A 15,964-nucleotide genomic window follows, 5' to 3' on the forward strand; every position below is an offset into this window, starting at 1 on the left:
AGGAGTGAGGATGAAATAAATGCAGAAACTGGGCGCAGGATTTTTATTCATTTTCAAGGCGTGAAAACAGGCGCATAGCAAGCTATGTAACTGTTTTCACAACGCAGAAAATGGAGGAAAAGACCAGTCAAGTTGCTGAAGTTATAAAATTCTCACTCCTAACACCTAAAATGCATTCATTCGCCACTATCGTTGCCACATAAGCTTTTTCACCATTTACCCGGCTATGTTTTTCATCGGCTACCAAATCATTTGGCAGTTTTTCAGCTTGCTTTATTGTCGTACCAACCAAGCTAAAACCACTGATACTGGTTATAGCACGATAGCAATACATAACGCTTTTATCAAAAACATAAGCTAAGGCCCAAGACGGCACGCCGAACTTACTTAAAAATAGCATTTTTTCTAAATCATCTGTCTTTCCACGCATAAAAGGCATCACAAAACTTGGATAAACGTTGTAGCAAGAACGAACACCTTTTGGATCTATCAATATATGCCTAAAGCGTAATGCTTTTGATAATGCAATTGGCTGATCTTTTTCTTGTTTTGGGTCTGTTTCTGTGGTCTTATTACTACTGGAGGTTGAGGTTATTAGTGTATCCGATTTGTTGTGATTTCTGCTGCATTATAGATCTTGGCCTCCCTTTTTATAAACCCATCCCACACAAAGCGGTATAATCAGAAATCGGATATTTATTAAAATAGCTTTTTATTCAAAAGGTTAAGTTAGTGAAAGCTTTTGACTGTCAAGTTAAGTAAGCATTAGACGTTGATTCGCTACCCGTTGCAGTTGCTCAGCATCATGACTGACCCAAATCACGGCAACTTGCTGTTGCTGTACATAAGCCATAATACGTTGCTCCAGCAAAGCGGTGTGTTTGGGATCCAGGTTGGCGGTTGGTTCATCTAATAACAATACTTGCGGTTGTTGCACCAGCAAACGTAACAAAGCAAGGCGCTGGCGTTCGCCGCTGGATAAGCGATGTATTTGCCAATCCATGATGGCTGCTGGCAAACCTAATTGTTCCAATTCCGATGACCAGCTTGTTGCGGTGGATTGTGTATGCTCAAGCTCAGGAAAATGTGTATAAACATCATCTGCCCACCAGCGGCTTTCAGCCGCTAATAAACCGACTTTTTTTCGCCAGTGTGACGCGGGCATGTCATGGCTTGCCTGTCCCTTAAGGCAAACACTGCCCGTATGTGGCTCCAGGTCAGCAAGTGCGCGTAGCAACAAGCTTTTACCACAGCCTGATGGGCCGGAAATACCCAGACATTGACTTGCGCCGAGGCTAAATTGGTACGCGCCGCGACCATGACAAAATAAGTTTTCAACCTGAAAATACTGCTTCATTTCTGTTACGCTTCTGTATTGTTTTGGGGTAAAAAAGTACTGAAATCCAGGAGTCTGAAGCCCGTCAAAATAAGCTTGCTGATGTATTAGTATGCGCTATCAAAACCTACCGTAAGACAGTGGCGGTTTTCAGCGCGATAAGTGCTGAAAGAAGCCTCTGTCGAACTCAGCTTACAAGTCCGGCCCCATATTAATGTGAATACGCCAGCGATGTTCCTTATCATACAATGGAAAAGCCAGATCCAGGCGGATAGGGCCGATAGGCGATATCCAATGTATCCCAAATCCCAAACTGTGTTTTAAAGCCACCTTACTGTCATCAAAAGCATTACCCAGGTCATAAAAGGCTGCTACATCCCAGTCGCCATACACGCGATAAGTATATTCTGCGCTGGCAACAAATAAGTGCGTACCACCAATCAGGGTGCCAGTGTCATCTTTGGGGCCAAGACTGTCATAATCATAACCGCGTACACTTTTATCGCCACCGGTGAGAAAACGCAGCGAGGCAGGCACTTTTTCAAAGTTTCCCATAAAACTACTGCCTATCTCCAGACGTGAAATCAGGCGGTGTTTGCGTTGCGGGGAAAAAATATAAATCCCCTTAAACACCGTCTGTAATAAATTCGTATCGGAAAGTAAAGCAGAGGAAGCACCGCGCAGCATCAGTGACAGGCTGTAACCATTACGTGTATACAATGGCTCATCCGCTTTGAGATAACGCCATTCAATACCGGGGGTCAGCATGGTGCTGGTGTCATAGCGTGTCGCGCTGGCTTTAAAGCGTTCCCGGCGATAGTCTAAAAATAGATTTTCTTTAAGCTTGAGTTCCTGCCAGGGCGTTTTTAGATGGCGATGCCTGGTGCGGGAAACCCCCAGCAAATATAAAATATAATCACGTCCATCACTGTCTTCATTACGATAACCCGCGCGCAAATCCAGATGTTCGCTGCGTGGATCAGCTTTGGGCATGGAATATACCAGGCTGAGACTTTTACGCAGTTGAGAATAGTGCAATTCAGCATGTGCATAATGCCCGTGTTGATTAACCCAGCGCCGATCCCATGCGATATTGGCACGCGGCCCGGTATCCGTGCCATAACCTAAAGCAAACGAATAACGGTTGGGTTTGTTTGCCTGAACCTGAACCCTGACAGGTACTGCTTTTTCCCCCGCATGATTGCTTGCTGGCTGACTTTCCGCCCGGTTAATACTGACCACAACATCACTGAAATAATCACTGGCGGTTAAATCCTGACGAAATTGCTGTAATTTCTGGTTGCTGTAATATTCACCGGGTTTAAATGTGGCAAAACGCTGCAACAGTTCAGGAGCAAGAATATCCACTTTCTGCTTATCAGGATTGCGTTGCGTGAAATGGATTTCACCAAAACGATAACGCTGCCGGGTATGCAATCGCAAAAAAATACTGGCGGTATAAGCACGCTCATCGATCAGAATTTCATGGCGTAGCAATTTAGCATCAAAATAGCCTTGTTCCTGCGCAGCATTCAGCAAGCTGGATTTGCCTGTTTCATACTGTGCTTGTAGTAAAACATCACCAACTTTCAGTGGAAACTGTTTTACCACTTGCAATAACATCGGATCATCTTCTCCCGCACCTTGCAGTTTAATCTCCCGCTTTTGCAGTTTCAGCGCTTCACCGGTTTTGATATGAATATCAACCAGCCATGCCGGAGCTTTGTTTGGTTTGTCTGCAAGGGTATTTTTTTGATGCTGAATTTGGATTTCAGCTTGATAATAACCAAAAGGCGCTAATGCTCTGCGCGTTTCAGTATTGGCTTGTTTGAGCAGGCGCTTGATACGTGACAAGCCCATATTGGGGTGAAAACGTTGTTGTTCCAAAGTGAGGTGAGCACGGATGTTTTTCTCCAGTGTTTTATCAACGCCATGAATGCGGATTTCTACTTTTGCTGCCTCTTGTTTGGGTTCTGTTTTATGCTGCGTGGGCATTTTTTCTACCGCCCCGGCAGAAATTCCACATAACAACAAAAAGCTGGCAAACAGCCTGTATTTGATAGTGATTTTCACAAGCTAGCAACTCAGTTTATTTTAACCGGTGTAAACATAAACGTTCACGTTCATCAAATAAGCGCTTGGCACCGAGAAAAACAGCCAGCACCGTACCAAATCCGGTACCGGTTGCAATTAAAAACATAATTAAAATCTGATATTTAACCGCCTCCAATGGTGGGCTGCCCGCTAAAATCTGTCCGGTCATCATGCCCGGTAAAGTGATTAAACCCGCCGCCGCCATCGCATTGACGATAGGAATGAGTCCCGTGCGTATACTGTCACGCCGAATATCTGCAATGGTTTCGTGCCAGCTTTGCCCCAGCATTAAACGTGCTTCAATCACTTCTTTTTGTTGCCAGGCTGATTGGGTCAAACGATCCAGCCCCAGTGAGATACCGTTCATGGTATTCCCCAACTGCATACCTAACAAAGGAATGGCATATTGTGGCATATACCAGGGATCAGCCTGGATTAATACCAATAATGTAAACAAGGTAATCACAAAAGAGGAGGAAAAAATAGCACCAGCCCCCATGCCATAACCCCACCAACCACGAAACCGGCGTTGCTGCCGCCCCATGACCTCATAACCCGCAGCCAGCATCATCACGCTTGCAATCAAAGCCACCCAGCCCGGTGTTGCCTGAGCAAACAACCATTTTAACACCCAGGCTAAAGCCAACAATTGTACGACTGTGCGAATCGCTGCAATTAAAATCCGCCGATTCATTGCCGCCAAGCCTAAAACAACACACAGCAGCATCAATAACACCAGCAAGCTCGCTGCTAAAGTCAGATCCAGCCAACTGAGATGAATCACATTATTTTTTCCTTATCCTTAGAAATATACAGGTACGAACTTTGCTTAGTTAAATTTCAGAAACACTAAAAACACGTCAAAACTGCCCATTACAGCGTCCTTATCAGACGTGCATGTGATTTTACCCTGGTTATATATTAAGGAACGGAAATTTTACGACACTCGAAACTTGGTTTTTATTTCATTCCCGTTCCCAAGGAGACTGTATCATGTCGGCTGCTTTGAATTTGGATGCGACCCTGAGAAGTGAAAATATGGGCATCCAATTACCTGCATTATTAAATAACCACGCTAAACAAGACTTTCTTGAAGGCCAAATGGCTGGTTATTTACTGAATGCGCATTTAAAAAAATTAATTTTTACCCAGCAAAAACTGGACATTGCGCAACTATTACCCGATCTGAAAAATCAATCACTGTATTATCAGTGCGGCTTAAAGGACTTTATTTTCAGTCAAACCTTCCCGCTGATTTTAGAGTTATTTTATCAGTCACGGCGCAGTCGTTGTGAGCGTATCCGTTTTATGGACAATATTTTAGCCTATTTACGTGATGCGCAAAGTTGTTTAACCAATACTAACAAGTGCAGCAACTGAAGAGAGAAGACTCTCGACTTAGGAGCAAGAATTTTATAATTCCCGAAACCAAGCTGGCCTTTTTCTCCATTTTCTGCGTTGTGAAAACAGTTACATAGCTTGCTATGCGCCTGTTTTCATGCCTTGAAAATGAATAAATATTCTGCGCCCAGTTCCTGCACTTATTTCATTCTCACTCCTTAGATCCCCGTTTTTGCCCGGTTTTTCCGTACCCGCGCATACACATCTTCCATAATCTCGATAAACGAGTTGTCCTGATGCCAAAATGCCGGATTATCTCCGGCTTTTTTGACTAAAATGGCGGGGACGGCAGCGGGAGCCGGTGCTTCAATATCAGTTGGCAGGCGTTTATGACCGTGCCAAAAGCTATGATAATCAGCAATACCACCGGCAGGCAAAGGGCGCGGATAATAGGAATCCACAACCTCCTCTATCGCATCACCCCGCTCATCTATCGTGCTTGCCAGTACTTCACCCAGGGGCGACTGACACAAAGCATCATGCAATTTGTCACGCGGCAAGCCGCGTAACTCGAACAGCAGAAACGGATCCTGGTCTAATTGCGTGGCAAGGCGATAATAAACCCCGGCAATATGCTTGCAGGGATTGGCATAATCCGGGCATGAGCACTGGGTCAGTTTGAAGTCTTCGCGACTGCGCGGCAACAAATGCAATTTAACATCAGAGAATGCTGCATCAATATTATCCGGCATTTCGTTCATCAACAGCCTTGATACCAGGCTTGCCTTACTGCCCAAATAATTGATGACTTTTTTCCAGTCCTGTTCTGGAACCTGCATCATTTGTAGTTTGATGGTGTATTTGGGTTCTTTATAGACACCGAAATAAGCGTTTTTATTACCGCGCACAGTGGCGGTGACGATACCGCCCTTTTTTATCTCAAACTTAAGAATCCGCCTGTCGCTGGAATAACTGCGCCCCCGCGATAAACGTCCGCTGTTGGTGAAGTCTTCCAGCGCTTCAATAAATTTTTGCCCCCACCAGGTTTTGCTGAGTTTAGCCATGTTATTGAACCTCATTGTTGGCTAAATCACGAAATATCGTGACTTTGAATTGATTGCCTTCGCGGTCGTCTTCGAACTCAATTTGCGACCAGGCTTTTAACGCTCTGGATATACCACTGCCCAGCCCCCGGTAAGGCAGCAAACGGGTTGCGAAAGATGCCAACACCGGGTTGCGGATATTGGAATTACCACGTTTGATATTAGCGATGGTGAGATTATTCGGCAGATGACCGGGGCTGATAATTTCAATACGGTTTTTGAATATCAGCAGACGCACTGGTGCAGAGATAAAATAATCACGATGAATTAATGCATTAGCAAGCAATTCTTCAAACACGATACGGGGAACTTCCAATTGCCCCAGTGAATTAACACTTTGTCCGGCCTGTCGGTGGTGCAGGTTTCTCATCACAAAACTCAATGACTGCTGGAAAACTTCTGCCAAGCGTCCGCTGATGTCTTGGCTGTCCAGATATTCCAGTGCATCTATTGAGTTTCCAGGAAAAAATACTGCTTTGACGATGAATGTTGGTAAACGAAACTGGGGTTGCTTACCGAACAATAACAATGCGCTGATATTCAAACAACCATCACGCATTAAATTCATATTTTCCAGCAGTTGACCCAATTCAATCGCTTGCTCCGCCAAGCTTTCCTCAAATGCTTTTTGTAAAAAAGTATCAAAATAAGCCGAGTCCAAATCTTCCACACGACTACCAGCAACTGGCGTTTCATCAGCATGTAACAAAGCGGCACTCTGATACATGCGCTGCAATTCCTCACGCGCCGTCACCTTGCGCTTGTCTGCGCCACTTTTTACCCAGATGACCCCTTGATTGTCCATGTAAGGCTTGCTGATGCCGCGCTCAATTTTGACCACCATCACCATACCATCCAGCAGGCTTAGATTTTCTGTAAACGGGTTAATCGGTGGACGCACTGACTGTGATGCGGCATTAGACACTAATTGATTCAACCGTTGTATGTCTTCTGGCGTAAGGCCTGCCATGCTGCCATCATCACTTATGCCAATCAACAGATACCCACCCTCAGCATTACTGAAGGCGACAAACTCCGCAGCCAGTGCATTCACATTGGTGATATTGGCTTTGAATTGGTGGCGGCTGTCTTCGCCTTGGGTGAGAATTTTTTGCAATTCAGAAGTTTTCATAAATTTTAAGGGCTTCCCGGTAAGCAAAGATATTTACCATAACACCAAGACCCATCAGGTTTCTAAAACCTTTCAGGTCTGGGGGTAAATCTAACAATCATCCTCAATCAAATGCTGAATTTGCTGTTCATCAAACTGCGCATGGTATTCCTCAAACGCTTTAAAACTCCCAAACCATGACAACACCTCCGCTCGCATCACACGAGTATTTTTATCCTGCACAATGGCTCGATACGAAGAATAAGGATAATCCCGAAAATCATCACAAAAACTATGCTTTTGTGGGTTGCGATGAATGTAGCAAAGCAGATGGATTAAATAACGGTCGGAATCTACCAGAATACGCTTAAACGGGCGTTCAAATAAATTGCCTGAGCGTTGATAAGCCTTGTTCAAGGCTTTGGTATAGGCATTAAAAAGATTGGAGAAATGTTGCGAATAATTGGGTTCATCAAGACCTGACGATGCGCCAAGACCTGACAGGTTTTGAAAACCTGTCAGGTCTGTTCTCGGACGCACCAACAAATGAAAATGATTGCGCATCAAACAATAAGCAAAAGTCTCCACAAGCGGATACACATGACGAATATACAACTCAAAAAAATATGCATAATTACATGGTTCGCAGAACAAATCCTCGCCATTATTGCCACGATTATAGATATGGTAAAACTGCCCAGCAATCAGTGGAATGGTTTTTGACATGTATCCCCCTCATTTCGTGCAGCTCCTAAACCTGACAGGTCTTCAAGACCTGTCAGGTTTAAGATGTAAATTTTATTGTGAAACGATGGGTTTTCACAAGTGACCGTGCTTAATATCACTCTCAACACATTCAAGACTTTCACAGAGTCCGTTCAAGTCAAACGCCAGGTTACGACTTCGGGTATGGTTGGCCTCACCTGCCAACCAGCCAATTACATCAGTAATTTCCGCCAGGCTCATGCTTGCACGCAGAAGTTCCGGGTCATAGGTACCTGGTTTTGGGTTTTTCAAGCGTCTTTTGAGCAAGGGACTGATAGCCAATACATATTTCAAAATAAGGCCAATTTCGTATTCTGTCAGTTCAACGGGATAATATTTAGGTCTTGCCATTTTTTCTACTCCACAACTGCGGTTTTATTCAAAACAATCAATTCCCTGAATGCTTCATTATCCAACTTGCTCAACCAGGATTCATCATTACCAACTATCGCCCCGGCAATGGCTTTTTTATCTTCTATCATCTGGTCAATGCGTTCTTCCAAAGTACCCAGAGTTACAAACTTATGCACAAAGACATTTTTATCCTGACCGATGCGGAAAGCGCGATCCGTAGCCTGGTCTTCCACTGCGGGATTCCACCAGCGGTCAAAGTGGAAGACGTGATTGGCCTTGGTTAGAGTGATGCCGACACCACCTGCTTTGACCGAGAGAATGAAAATGGATGGTGGACTGGCAGGATCCTGAAATTCATCAATCATGCGCTCACGTTTATTGCGCGTGGTACCGCCGTGTAAGTAGTAGGTGGGGTAGTTAAAGCCCTTGAGATATTTTTCCAGGTTCTTGCCGATTTCCGTAAATTGGGAAAAAATCAGCACGCTGTCGCCCTCCAACATGGTTTCTTCGAGCATTTCCCCCAAACGTTCCAGCTTGTGGGAGCGTTGCGGGGTGAAATCGCTGTTGTCCTGGAGAAACTGCGCCGGGTGGTTGCAGATTTGTTTGAGTTTCATCAGCGTGGAGAGCATCAGACCTTGGCGCTCAATGCCTTCTTTTTCTTCCAGTTGCTGTTCCACGTCACGCACCACTGCCTCATACAACGAGGCTTGCTCTTTGCTGAGGTTGCAGTATTGCTTGGCTTCCACCTTGTCCGGCAGATCCTGGATAATATTTTTGTCAGTTTTGAGACGGCGCAGGATAAAAGGCTCCACCAGATGTTTGAGGGTGGTGGTTTTGATGGGATCGTTGTCACGCTGTACCGGCAGTTCAAAGTCCTTGCGAAAACGCGCCTGGGTGCCGAGATAGCCAGGATTGAGGAAGTTGAAAATTGACCACAAATCCATCAGGCGGTTTTCCACCGGGGTGCCGGTCAGCGCCAGACGGTGTTTGGTCTGAAGTTTGAGAATGGCTTTGGTTTGTGCGGCTTTGGGGTTTTTAATGTTTTGCGCCTCGTCCAGTACCACACGTCGCCAATCTGCCGCGTTGAAGAGCTTCTCATCCTTGCGTATCAGGGTGTAGGAGGTAATGAGAATATCCTGTTGTGCGGCGAGTTGTTGAAAGGCCCTGGCATTTTTTTCTCGTTTGCTGCCATGATGAATGTGGGTGCGCAGATGTGGTGCAAATTTCTCTACTTCCTTGTGCCAGTTGCCGATGACCGAAGTGGGGGCGATTAACAGTGTCGGCGCGGTATCTTTGTCCTGTTCACGCTCTACCAGCAAGCGGGCGATAACCTGCATGGTTTTACCCAAACCCATGTCATCGGCAAGGCAGCCATTGAGACCGAGTTGTTCGAGATAGTTCAACCAGGCCACGCCGCGTTTTTGGTAGGCGCGCAGCTCAGCTTTGAGTTGCGGCGGGTTGGTGATGGGTTCGAGTTTGCTTTGGTCGCGCAGGCTGTCCAGCATCTGTGCCAGCGCATCATTCCTGTCCACTTCAAATAAATCGTCTTCAGCCGTTTTTTGCAGCAGTTCCTGGATGCTCATTTCTGGCTGTTCATCACCGTGCTTGTGCCAGAATTCCAGCATTTCCTGCATCTTGTCGCGGTCTAATTCGACCCACTGTCCGCGAAAATGCACCAGCGGGGTTTTTGCTTCCACCAGTTGCCGCCATTCCACTTCATTCATAGCATCGTCACCGATAGCGAGTTGGTAACTGTAGTTAATGATATTTTTGAGATTAAAATGGCTTTTGTTGGCACCTGCGGCAGTTGCTTTTTTACTCCCGGAAGCGCGCAGACGTACTTTGACTCGCCTGCGTCCCTGCGGTGTCCACCAGGAGGGCACGATGATTTTAAATCCAGCATCTTCCAATATCCAGGCGGATTCTTTGAGAAATGCAAAGGCTTCATCCAGGTTCAGTTGGATACTATGTGGCTCGGCAGTATCCATGCCTTGCCAGAGTTTGGGAAACATGCGTGCAGCCTGTCCTAAGTTCAGCAGCAGGTGTTTTTCAAAGTCCTTGCCTAACTGTTTGCGGATTTTCTGCTTAGCCGTCTTGGACATGGCCCAGTAATCCGCCAGGTCAATACGCAACGAGGGATCGTCTTTGGGGATTGCCTGTAAATTCAGTGTCCAGTCGTCAACCTGTTCCGGTGGCGCATCTATGAGTTGGAAAGTAAGCGTAAACGCGGCTTGTTGTGCAGTCGTGACAATTTGAGCGCGCCACTTCAGCCATTGCCGGTAGCTGTCTAAACTTGCGCCAGAATGCTGGTGTTTTGACGGCCCCTCAATCAGGCAGTCTTCCAGTAATGTGCTTTGAATTTTTTTATGAAAGGTTTTGGGAATTTTGGTTTGGCGTACAATTTGTTCCAGCAATACAGCACTGCAATGGCGTAACAGGCTCTCGGCAGCAACGCCCTGTTCATGGCTGGCAGCACAGGCGGGTGGCATCATTGCTACGGCTTGGGCAATAAAATCTTCGTACTGCGAAGATGCCCACTGCCAACCGGCATACAATTTATCGGTTGATGTGGATTTGTAGTAACGCAACGCGGGAATGTAGTGGTCACGCAGTAATAGCCCTTTCAAGCCTTGAGTGAACCAGTACCAAAACAGAAAATCCGTACCAAGGCGCACATCTTGCGCCTGATATGTCGCCAGGAAGTGAAAATCACTGAATTGTTTGACGGGCTGCTCCAGCGCATAACAATCCACGCGCCAAGCAGCAGATGCTACAAACACATCCTCCGCCATGCTCAATTCCGGTGATGGCAGTGGCCCATTCTTGCCACTGGGCAGCCAGATTGTTTGTGATACCAGAGGGTTTTCAGTTGCCGCTGTAAGCGGCAGGCTCAGTGTGCCGAGAAACTCCGGCCAAACCTTGTCAAGGACATGAAAGGGATGCAGGTTTGCTTCGCGTCCGTGGGTTTTACACGGCTTGGAAGTTTCTGCCCACAAATAAAACGTACCGGGTTGAATAAAGTTGTCAGTTTCTTGCGGCTGCCAGAATGCGTGGAGGATTTTCATAAGATGTTAGACTTGGGGTTGCGGAACCCTTCAACCATGAAATGCTGTAGAAGGTATTGAACAAAACAGTGTGATAAAGCACATACGCTCTCAGGACAAAGCAACGCCCATACTCATCGCCATTACCGCCATACGCACGGCAATACCATTGCTGACTTGTTGCAGGATCACTGAGTGTGAGCCGTCAACCACGCTGGAGGCGATTTCCACACCACGGTTAATCGGGCCGGGGTGCATGACTGTGACATCAGGAGCAGCGTATTCCAAAACGGCTTCGGTTAAACCATATTGTTGAAAATATTCGTGCTCACTGGGCAATAAGGCGCTTTGCATACGCTCGCGCTGCAAACGCAACATCACCACCACATCCACATCCGTAACCCCTGCTTTTAAATTGGTATAGGGGTGTGCGCCTAAGGTTTCAATATGGCGGGGTAGCAGGGTTTTAGGCCCCACAGCGCGAATTTCCGAAACCCCGAGTATATTCAGTGCAAAAATCAGGGAACGGGCAACGCGTGAGTGCAGAATATCACCGACAATGGCTACCCGCAGTGGTGCAAATTCGCCCTTCACCTGTTGAATGGTTAAGGCATCAAGTAATGCCTGGGTGGGGTGTTCATGGCTGCCATCGCCAGCATTAACAATATGCACATGCGGTTTGACATGTCTGGCGATAAAATGCGCCGCGCCGCTGGCGGTATGGCGCACCACAAACATATCCGCGTACATGGCTTCAAGATTATGCAGCGTATCGGTAAGTGACTCGCCTTTACTGGTGCTGGAGGCATTGATATTAAAGTTAATGACGTCAGCAGATAGGCGTTTGGCAGCAATTTCAAAGGTGGTACGGGTGCGGGTGCTGTTTTCAAAAAACAGATTCATCACCGTTTTGCCACGCAATAAAGGGACTTTGCGCACGGTTTGCTGACCATCTTCAGTGCTACTGACAAAAGACTGTGCCACTTGCAGAATTTTCATCAGTAATGGACGTTTGATGCCTTCAATGCCCAAAAAATGTTGCAGGCGACCGGCTTCATTAAATTGCATGGTTTTCATGAGCTTTTCTTCGATACCGATAATACAAATGAATCAGGGCCATCCAGTTGCAGATACTCTTCACTGGACAGTTCAATATGCATACCCACCACATCCGCCTGGATGGGCAGTTGCCGACCATTGCGCTCGACCAGCACAGCCAGCGTAACTTTGGCAGGACGACCATAATCAAAAATTTCATTGAGTGCGGCGCGAATGGTGCGCCCGGTATAGAGCACGTCATCGACCAGAATAATATGACGGCCCGTAATATCCATTGTTGGCAAATCGGAGGCTTCAACCCGGGGGTGTAAACCGATTTCAGAAAAATCATCTCGATAAAAAGCGATATTCAAACGCCCCAGGGGTTCCTGTAGCGCCAACAATTCATGCAAATGCTCGGCAATCCATACGCCACCGGTATGGATGCCTATCATCAGCGGCATTTCCGTATTGGCATTATCCGTTGCCGGAGTGGCGGTCATTTCTGTTTTCAGCGTGTTTGCCATTTTTTCCAAAACGGCGGGGATATTATCTAATGTGTACAAAACCAGGTTTCCAAAATAATTTGTGCGGATGCGGCGTCCAATGCACCTTCGGTATATTCGGCAGCCGCATGAGAAGATAAGGTTTCTTCGATCAAGTATACGGGTAAGTGATAACGGCCCTCAAGCTGTCTGGAAAAACGTCGGGCGGCTTTGCTGGTATGGCTGTCACTGCCATCAGCATGCAACGGCAGGCCGATAATCAATGCTGCCGGTTGCCAGTTGCGGATGATTTTTTCAATGGCATCCCAATCAGGCTTATTGTTTTTACCGGTCACAATCTGCAAGGGGGTTGCGGTGTTGGTGATTTTTTGCCCAACCGCCACGCCAATGCGTTTACTGCCATAATCAAAGCCCAGAAAATATGCTTGTTCCATCGTATAGGCTACTGTGAAACGTCACCGACGGTGATATAAACCAAAATGGCAGCAATTTTTTCGGGTGTTTGAATATGGTATTCCTGTGTGTCAATATAAAAATCTTTTCCCGACAGTTTCAAAAAACGCCATAAACTGCCCGTGGTGACACAGCCATAAATCGTGTCGAGATGATTATTTTTTTCAGCGTTAAACCGTTGCGCTGCTATCATCTCAGCGCCACATTGCGCAATACCACTTTTAATATTGTCATTTTTAGCTTCCACCATGACCACAATCGGGGCGTCTAAACGATATTGTTCTCTTGACTTGGAAATAATAAAATCACAGCGACCAGCAAGCCCAAGATTTTTATCGACATTAAACTCTATACCGGAAAATAAACTAATATCTTTTAAACTCAGTTTTAATTGTGCTAAAAATGGGGCAACAATTAATTCTGAACGGGCTTTTTCGGTATCAATAGCCAGAGCCAGAGGAATAAATTGCAGCAACATCGCCTTGAATGCCTCGGGAAGTTGATAATCCGATATTGCAGGAAATAACATCTGATCTTCAATAAAAGTTAATTGAAACTTATCTTGTAAATCAGCAATGCTGAAATCGCTATAACTCATGTCAAAACCTACGTTTAACCATGCCCGGCTTCAGTTGATAACAAGGTTAAATCCACGCCCATTTGGGTAGCTGCTGCCTGCCAGCGGCGTGCAGGTGTGGTGTTAAACAGAATATCCGGGTCTGCCGGTGTACTGAGCCAGGCATTATCAGCAATTTCTTTTTCTAATTGCCCCGCACCCCACCCCGCATAGCCTAAAGCCACCAGCACCTGCTCCGGGCCTTTATTTACTGCGATAGCTTCCAGAATATCGCGGGATGTGGTAATACCCAATTCAGGAGAAACCCGGATCATCGCTTCCCAATCACCTGCCGGACGATGTAATACAAAACCCCGCTCTGGCTCGATTGGCCCACCATGATAAATGGGGGTTTGTTTCGCTTGCCGCTGCTGGGGATTAATATTCATATGCACCAACACATCACTGAGCATGACATCCAGCGGGCGATTAACAACGATAGCCATTGCGCCTTCTTCACCATGTACGCAGACATAAGCAACCGTATGGTAAAAATTAGGATCAGCCAGCATGGGCATGGCAATTAAAAAATGGTTGGTAAGGTCAGTGTTTTGCATACCCTATAGTATTCATCAATGTGCCAAAATGATCAATTTTAATAATCATTTTTTTAGCACTAGATGACATGCATATTTTGCAGCCAGTGCAAAATAAAAAATTGTTTTTCCGGGGTAAACCAACGCTCACCGGTTCCCAGTATCGGACGCAAGGTGGTAGACATCTGCATCAAGGTCAACAGAAAAATAAATACCCAGACTTTCAGCATCATCGGATCTTTGCCGCCTAAGGTAATAACACCTTGTATAAAATAACGCAGTCCGAAATATAAACTAACCAGCCAAATCAATAAATGTACCATGCCCATAAACGGCAAAGCCTGAATAGAAAAAGTAAACACAAATGCAACCGGCGCGAAACCAACCAGCAGGATTGTCATCAATGCAAGGCTGCTGATTAATAAAGCCGCTGCCTGGCCTGGACGCAAATCCGCACCACTGAGGGCGACCAGAATATATAAACTGGGATAACACAGCAAAGCGGCCAAGGTGGTACCCAGTGCCACTTTTAAAGGCGCGGCAAACCATTGTATACCACCGCTGAACGCACCCATAATCAGGCCATAAACCAGTAAGGAAAACAGTGCCAATAAAAGTAGTTTGAAGGCATTTGATCTTAAACTATCGCCATAAATATGACGATATAGACTGCGATGTGATTTCAGCAGCGCATCAATCAATTGCATAAACCTCGCCTGTGTTGGCAGGTGGGCATTATTTTCTTCATCCAGAGAAAAATCCAACGTTTTGTCTTGCGTGGAGGCTGTTTCTTCGTCAAAAACTTTATCTGTACTCATCGTTATATTTCCTTCTTTATAATGAATAACGCAGTATGTTAAACAGTGCTTCAAAAAAACTGCCGGCAAAAGGATCGTCACGCAAAAAATGCACAGGTAATTTCGGACTTCCGAAAAATGGACGCAGATTCCAGGAAAGTTGTGCGCCAAGAAACAAATTAACCCCCAGCCAACTGAATAAAATCTGTTTGGCTTGTTGTGGCTGTGGGCATAAATATTTCAGCAAACGGTATAAAGATAAATTGGAGATAATACCTGCAAATGCGATGACCAGGGTATTAGTGAGCAAATAAACCTCATAGCCAAAATTTTGCTGTAGATTGCCGGCGGATGGCAGGTTATAGAGCAAAAACAGACTCAGTGGCGCAAAGGCAGCAAGAATCACCGCCAGCAAGGCAAAACTCATCAATACCGCCAGCAGGCTTTGCCGAAAACGAATAGGCGCACCCAGTAATTGCGCTAACATGCCATTAATTAATGCACTACCCAGCGCCGTTAAGATCAGTAACAAGGGAAATTTGATGGCGACATAAATGCCTTGCAAAGGTGCGCGCCATATCCCCAGCGACCCGCCATATAACATCCCGCCAATGATGATAAAAACCAGGCTTAAGTAAAGCTTGCTTTTGTCATTATGTAGCCAGGTCAGCAGCACTGATGGCTGGGCCTGACAAAGTTGGCGTAAAGCGACTTCCCAGTTATTCACGGTAATTTATCTCTGTTACTAAACAACCACCCGCTAAAAGACGGGTGGGTTAGAGCGTTTGGCGGCTGAAAGCCGAGATACAGGGCGGACAAGCCCTGTTGTTTAGCCCCAACGGGGCGCATTAATATAGCCAGGGGTAACAC

General features: G+C 46.0%; 17 protein-coding genes. 1 reads left to right on the forward strand and 16 read right to left on the reverse strand.

The genetic code is table 11. The features are described from left to right. Nucleotides 1-127: 127 nt before the first annotated feature. The 4 genes from QUF61_RS17185 to QUF61_RS17200 form a co-directional block, all read right to left on the reverse strand. Entirely contained in the window at nt 128-493 is a 366-nt protein-coding gene (locus QUF61_RS17185; protein ID WP_289682812.1) for a hypothetical protein, read from the reverse strand. A gap of 261 nt (nt 494-754) precedes the next feature. After that, on the reverse strand, nt 755-1,357 hold the full coding sequence (locus QUF61_RS17190; RefSeq protein WP_289682813.1) for an ABC transporter ATP-binding protein: 603 nt from the start codon (nt 1,355-1,357) through the stop codon (nt 755-757). A 171-nt stretch (nt 1,358-1,528) separates the two neighbouring features. After that, a complete protein-coding gene (locus QUF61_RS17195) occupies nt 1,529-3,409 on the reverse strand; it encodes an autotransporter assembly complex protein TamA (RefSeq protein ID WP_289682814.1) in 1,881 nt (626 codons plus the stop codon). Between the two features lie 16 nt (nt 3,410-3,425). Further along, nucleotides 3,426-4,214: an ABC transporter permease gene (locus tag QUF61_RS17200; RefSeq protein ID WP_289682815.1), complete on the reverse strand. Its 789-nt coding sequence runs from the start codon at nt 4,212-4,214 to the stop codon at nt 3,426-3,428. Between the two features lie 209 nt (nt 4,215-4,423). Here QUF61_RS17200 and QUF61_RS17205 point away from each other — a divergent pair, with 209 nt between their 5' ends. After that, nucleotides 4,424-4,810 (forward strand): hypothetical protein, encoded by a 387-nt coding sequence (locus QUF61_RS17205; RefSeq protein ID WP_289682816.1) that lies wholly within the window; start codon nt 4,424-4,426, stop codon nt 4,808-4,810. A 179-nt stretch (nt 4,811-4,989) separates the two neighbouring features. Here QUF61_RS17205 and QUF61_RS17210 read toward each other — a convergent pair whose 3' ends face one another. From QUF61_RS17210 to QUF61_RS17265, 12 genes are all read right to left on the reverse strand, one after another. Then, on the reverse strand, nt 4,990-5,835 hold the full coding sequence (locus QUF61_RS17210; protein ID WP_289682817.1) for an SWIM zinc finger family protein: 846 nt from the start codon (nt 5,833-5,835) through the stop codon (nt 4,990-4,992). 1 nt (nt 5,836) lies between these two features. After that, complete coding sequence (locus QUF61_RS17215; protein WP_289682818.1) at nt 5,837-7,006, reverse strand: RNA-binding domain-containing protein; 1,170 nt, start codon at nt 7,004-7,006, stop codon at nt 5,837-5,839. A gap of 90 nt (nt 7,007-7,096) precedes the next feature. After that, complete coding sequence (locus QUF61_RS17220) at nt 7,097-7,711, reverse strand: hypothetical protein (protein WP_289682819.1); 615 nt, start codon at nt 7,709-7,711, stop codon at nt 7,097-7,099. A 93-nt stretch (nt 7,712-7,804) separates the two neighbouring features. Continuing rightward, complete coding sequence (locus QUF61_RS17225; RefSeq protein ID WP_103922596.1) at nt 7,805-8,101, reverse strand: hypothetical protein; 297 nt, start codon at nt 8,099-8,101, stop codon at nt 7,805-7,807. A 5-nt stretch (nt 8,102-8,106) separates the two neighbouring features. Continuing rightward, nucleotides 8,107-11,169: a DEAD/DEAH box helicase gene (locus QUF61_RS17230; protein WP_289682820.1), complete on the reverse strand. Its 3,063-nt coding sequence runs from the start codon at nt 11,167-11,169 to the stop codon at nt 8,107-8,109. Between the two features lie 90 nt (nt 11,170-11,259). Further along, nucleotides 11,260-12,225 (reverse strand): aspartate carbamoyltransferase catalytic subunit, encoded by a 966-nt coding sequence (locus QUF61_RS17235; RefSeq protein ID WP_103922506.1) that lies wholly within the window; start codon nt 12,223-12,225, stop codon nt 11,260-11,262. Continuing rightward, a complete protein-coding gene (pyrR, locus tag QUF61_RS17240) occupies nt 12,222-12,752 on the reverse strand; it encodes a bifunctional pyr operon transcriptional regulator/uracil phosphoribosyltransferase PyrR (RefSeq protein WP_306438058.1) in 531 nt (176 codons plus the stop codon). The genes QUF61_RS17235 and pyrR overlap by 4 nt, the downstream gene beginning before the upstream one ends. After that, nucleotides 12,740-13,126, reverse strand: coding sequence for a Holliday junction resolvase RuvX (gene ruvX / locus QUF61_RS17245; protein WP_103922507.1), 387 nt, complete (start codon nt 13,124-13,126; stop codon nt 12,740-12,742). Before ruvX ends, pyrR begins: the two co-directional genes overlap by 13 nt. A gap of 8 nt (nt 13,127-13,134) precedes the next feature. Continuing rightward, nucleotides 13,135-13,743: a hypothetical protein gene (locus tag QUF61_RS17250; protein ID WP_103922508.1), complete on the reverse strand. Its 609-nt coding sequence runs from the start codon at nt 13,741-13,743 to the stop codon at nt 13,135-13,137. A 14-nt stretch (nt 13,744-13,757) separates the two neighbouring features. Further along, nucleotides 13,758-14,318: a YqgE/AlgH family protein gene (locus QUF61_RS17255; protein WP_103922509.1), complete on the reverse strand. Its 561-nt coding sequence runs from the start codon at nt 14,316-14,318 to the stop codon at nt 13,758-13,760. A gap of 59 nt (nt 14,319-14,377) precedes the next feature. After that, the gene (locus QUF61_RS17260) at nt 14,378-15,115 is read right to left on the reverse strand and encodes a hypothetical protein (protein ID WP_289682821.1); all 738 of its coding nucleotides are present in this window, start codon (nt 15,113-15,115) and stop codon (nt 14,378-14,380) included. 16 nt (nt 15,116-15,131) lie between these two features. Further along, nucleotides 15,132-15,821, reverse strand: coding sequence for a hypothetical protein (locus QUF61_RS17265; protein WP_289682822.1), 690 nt, complete (start codon nt 15,819-15,821; stop codon nt 15,132-15,134). Between the last annotated feature and the right edge of the window lie 143 nt (nt 15,822-15,964).

This window comes from Candidatus Venteria ishoeyi (assembly GCF_030378065.1).
In the GTDB taxonomy this organism is placed as follows: domain Bacteria; phylum Pseudomonadota; class Gammaproteobacteria; order Beggiatoales; family Beggiatoaceae; genus Venteria; species Venteria ishoeyi.

Coding starts and splice junctions, on each gene's coding strand:
- QUF61_RS17190 (WP_289682813.1), bottom strand. CDS start 1,357: ATGAAGCAGTATTTTCAGGTTGAAAACTTATTTTGTCATGGTCGCGGC.
- QUF61_RS17205 (WP_289682816.1), top strand. CDS start 4,424: ATGTCGGCTGCTTTGAATTTGGATGCGACCCTGAGAAGTGAAAATATG.
- QUF61_RS17210 (WP_289682817.1), bottom strand. CDS start 5,835: ATGGCTAAACTCAGCAAAACCTGGTGGGGGCAAAAATTTATTGAAGCG.
- QUF61_RS17215 (WP_289682818.1), bottom strand. CDS start 7,006: ATGAAAACTTCTGAATTGCAAAAAATTCTCACCCAAGGCGAAGACAGC.
- QUF61_RS17220 (WP_289682819.1), bottom strand. CDS start 7,711: ATGTCAAAAACCATTCCACTGATTGCTGGGCAGTTTTACCATATCTAT.
- QUF61_RS17225 (WP_103922596.1), bottom strand. CDS start 8,101: ATGGCAAGACCTAAATATTATCCCGTTGAACTGACAGAATACGAAATT.
- QUF61_RS17230 (WP_289682820.1), bottom strand. CDS start 11,169: ATGAAAATCCTCCACGCATTCTGGCAGCCGCAAGAAACTGACAACTTT.
- QUF61_RS17235 (WP_103922506.1), bottom strand. CDS start 12,225: ATGAAAACCATGCAATTTAATGAAGCCGGTCGCCTGCAACATTTTTTG.
- ruvX (WP_103922507.1), bottom strand. CDS start 13,126: ATGGAACAAGCATATTTTCTGGGCTTTGATTATGGCAGTAAACGCATT.
- QUF61_RS17250 (WP_103922508.1), bottom strand. CDS start 13,743: ATGAGTTATAGCGATTTCAGCATTGCTGATTTACAAGATAAGTTTCAA.
- QUF61_RS17255 (WP_103922509.1), bottom strand. CDS start 14,318: ATGCAAAACACTGACCTTACCAACCATTTTTTAATTGCCATGCCCATG.
- QUF61_RS17260 (WP_289682821.1), bottom strand. CDS start 15,115: ATGAGTACAGATAAAGTTTTTGACGAAGAAACAGCCTCCACGCAAGAC.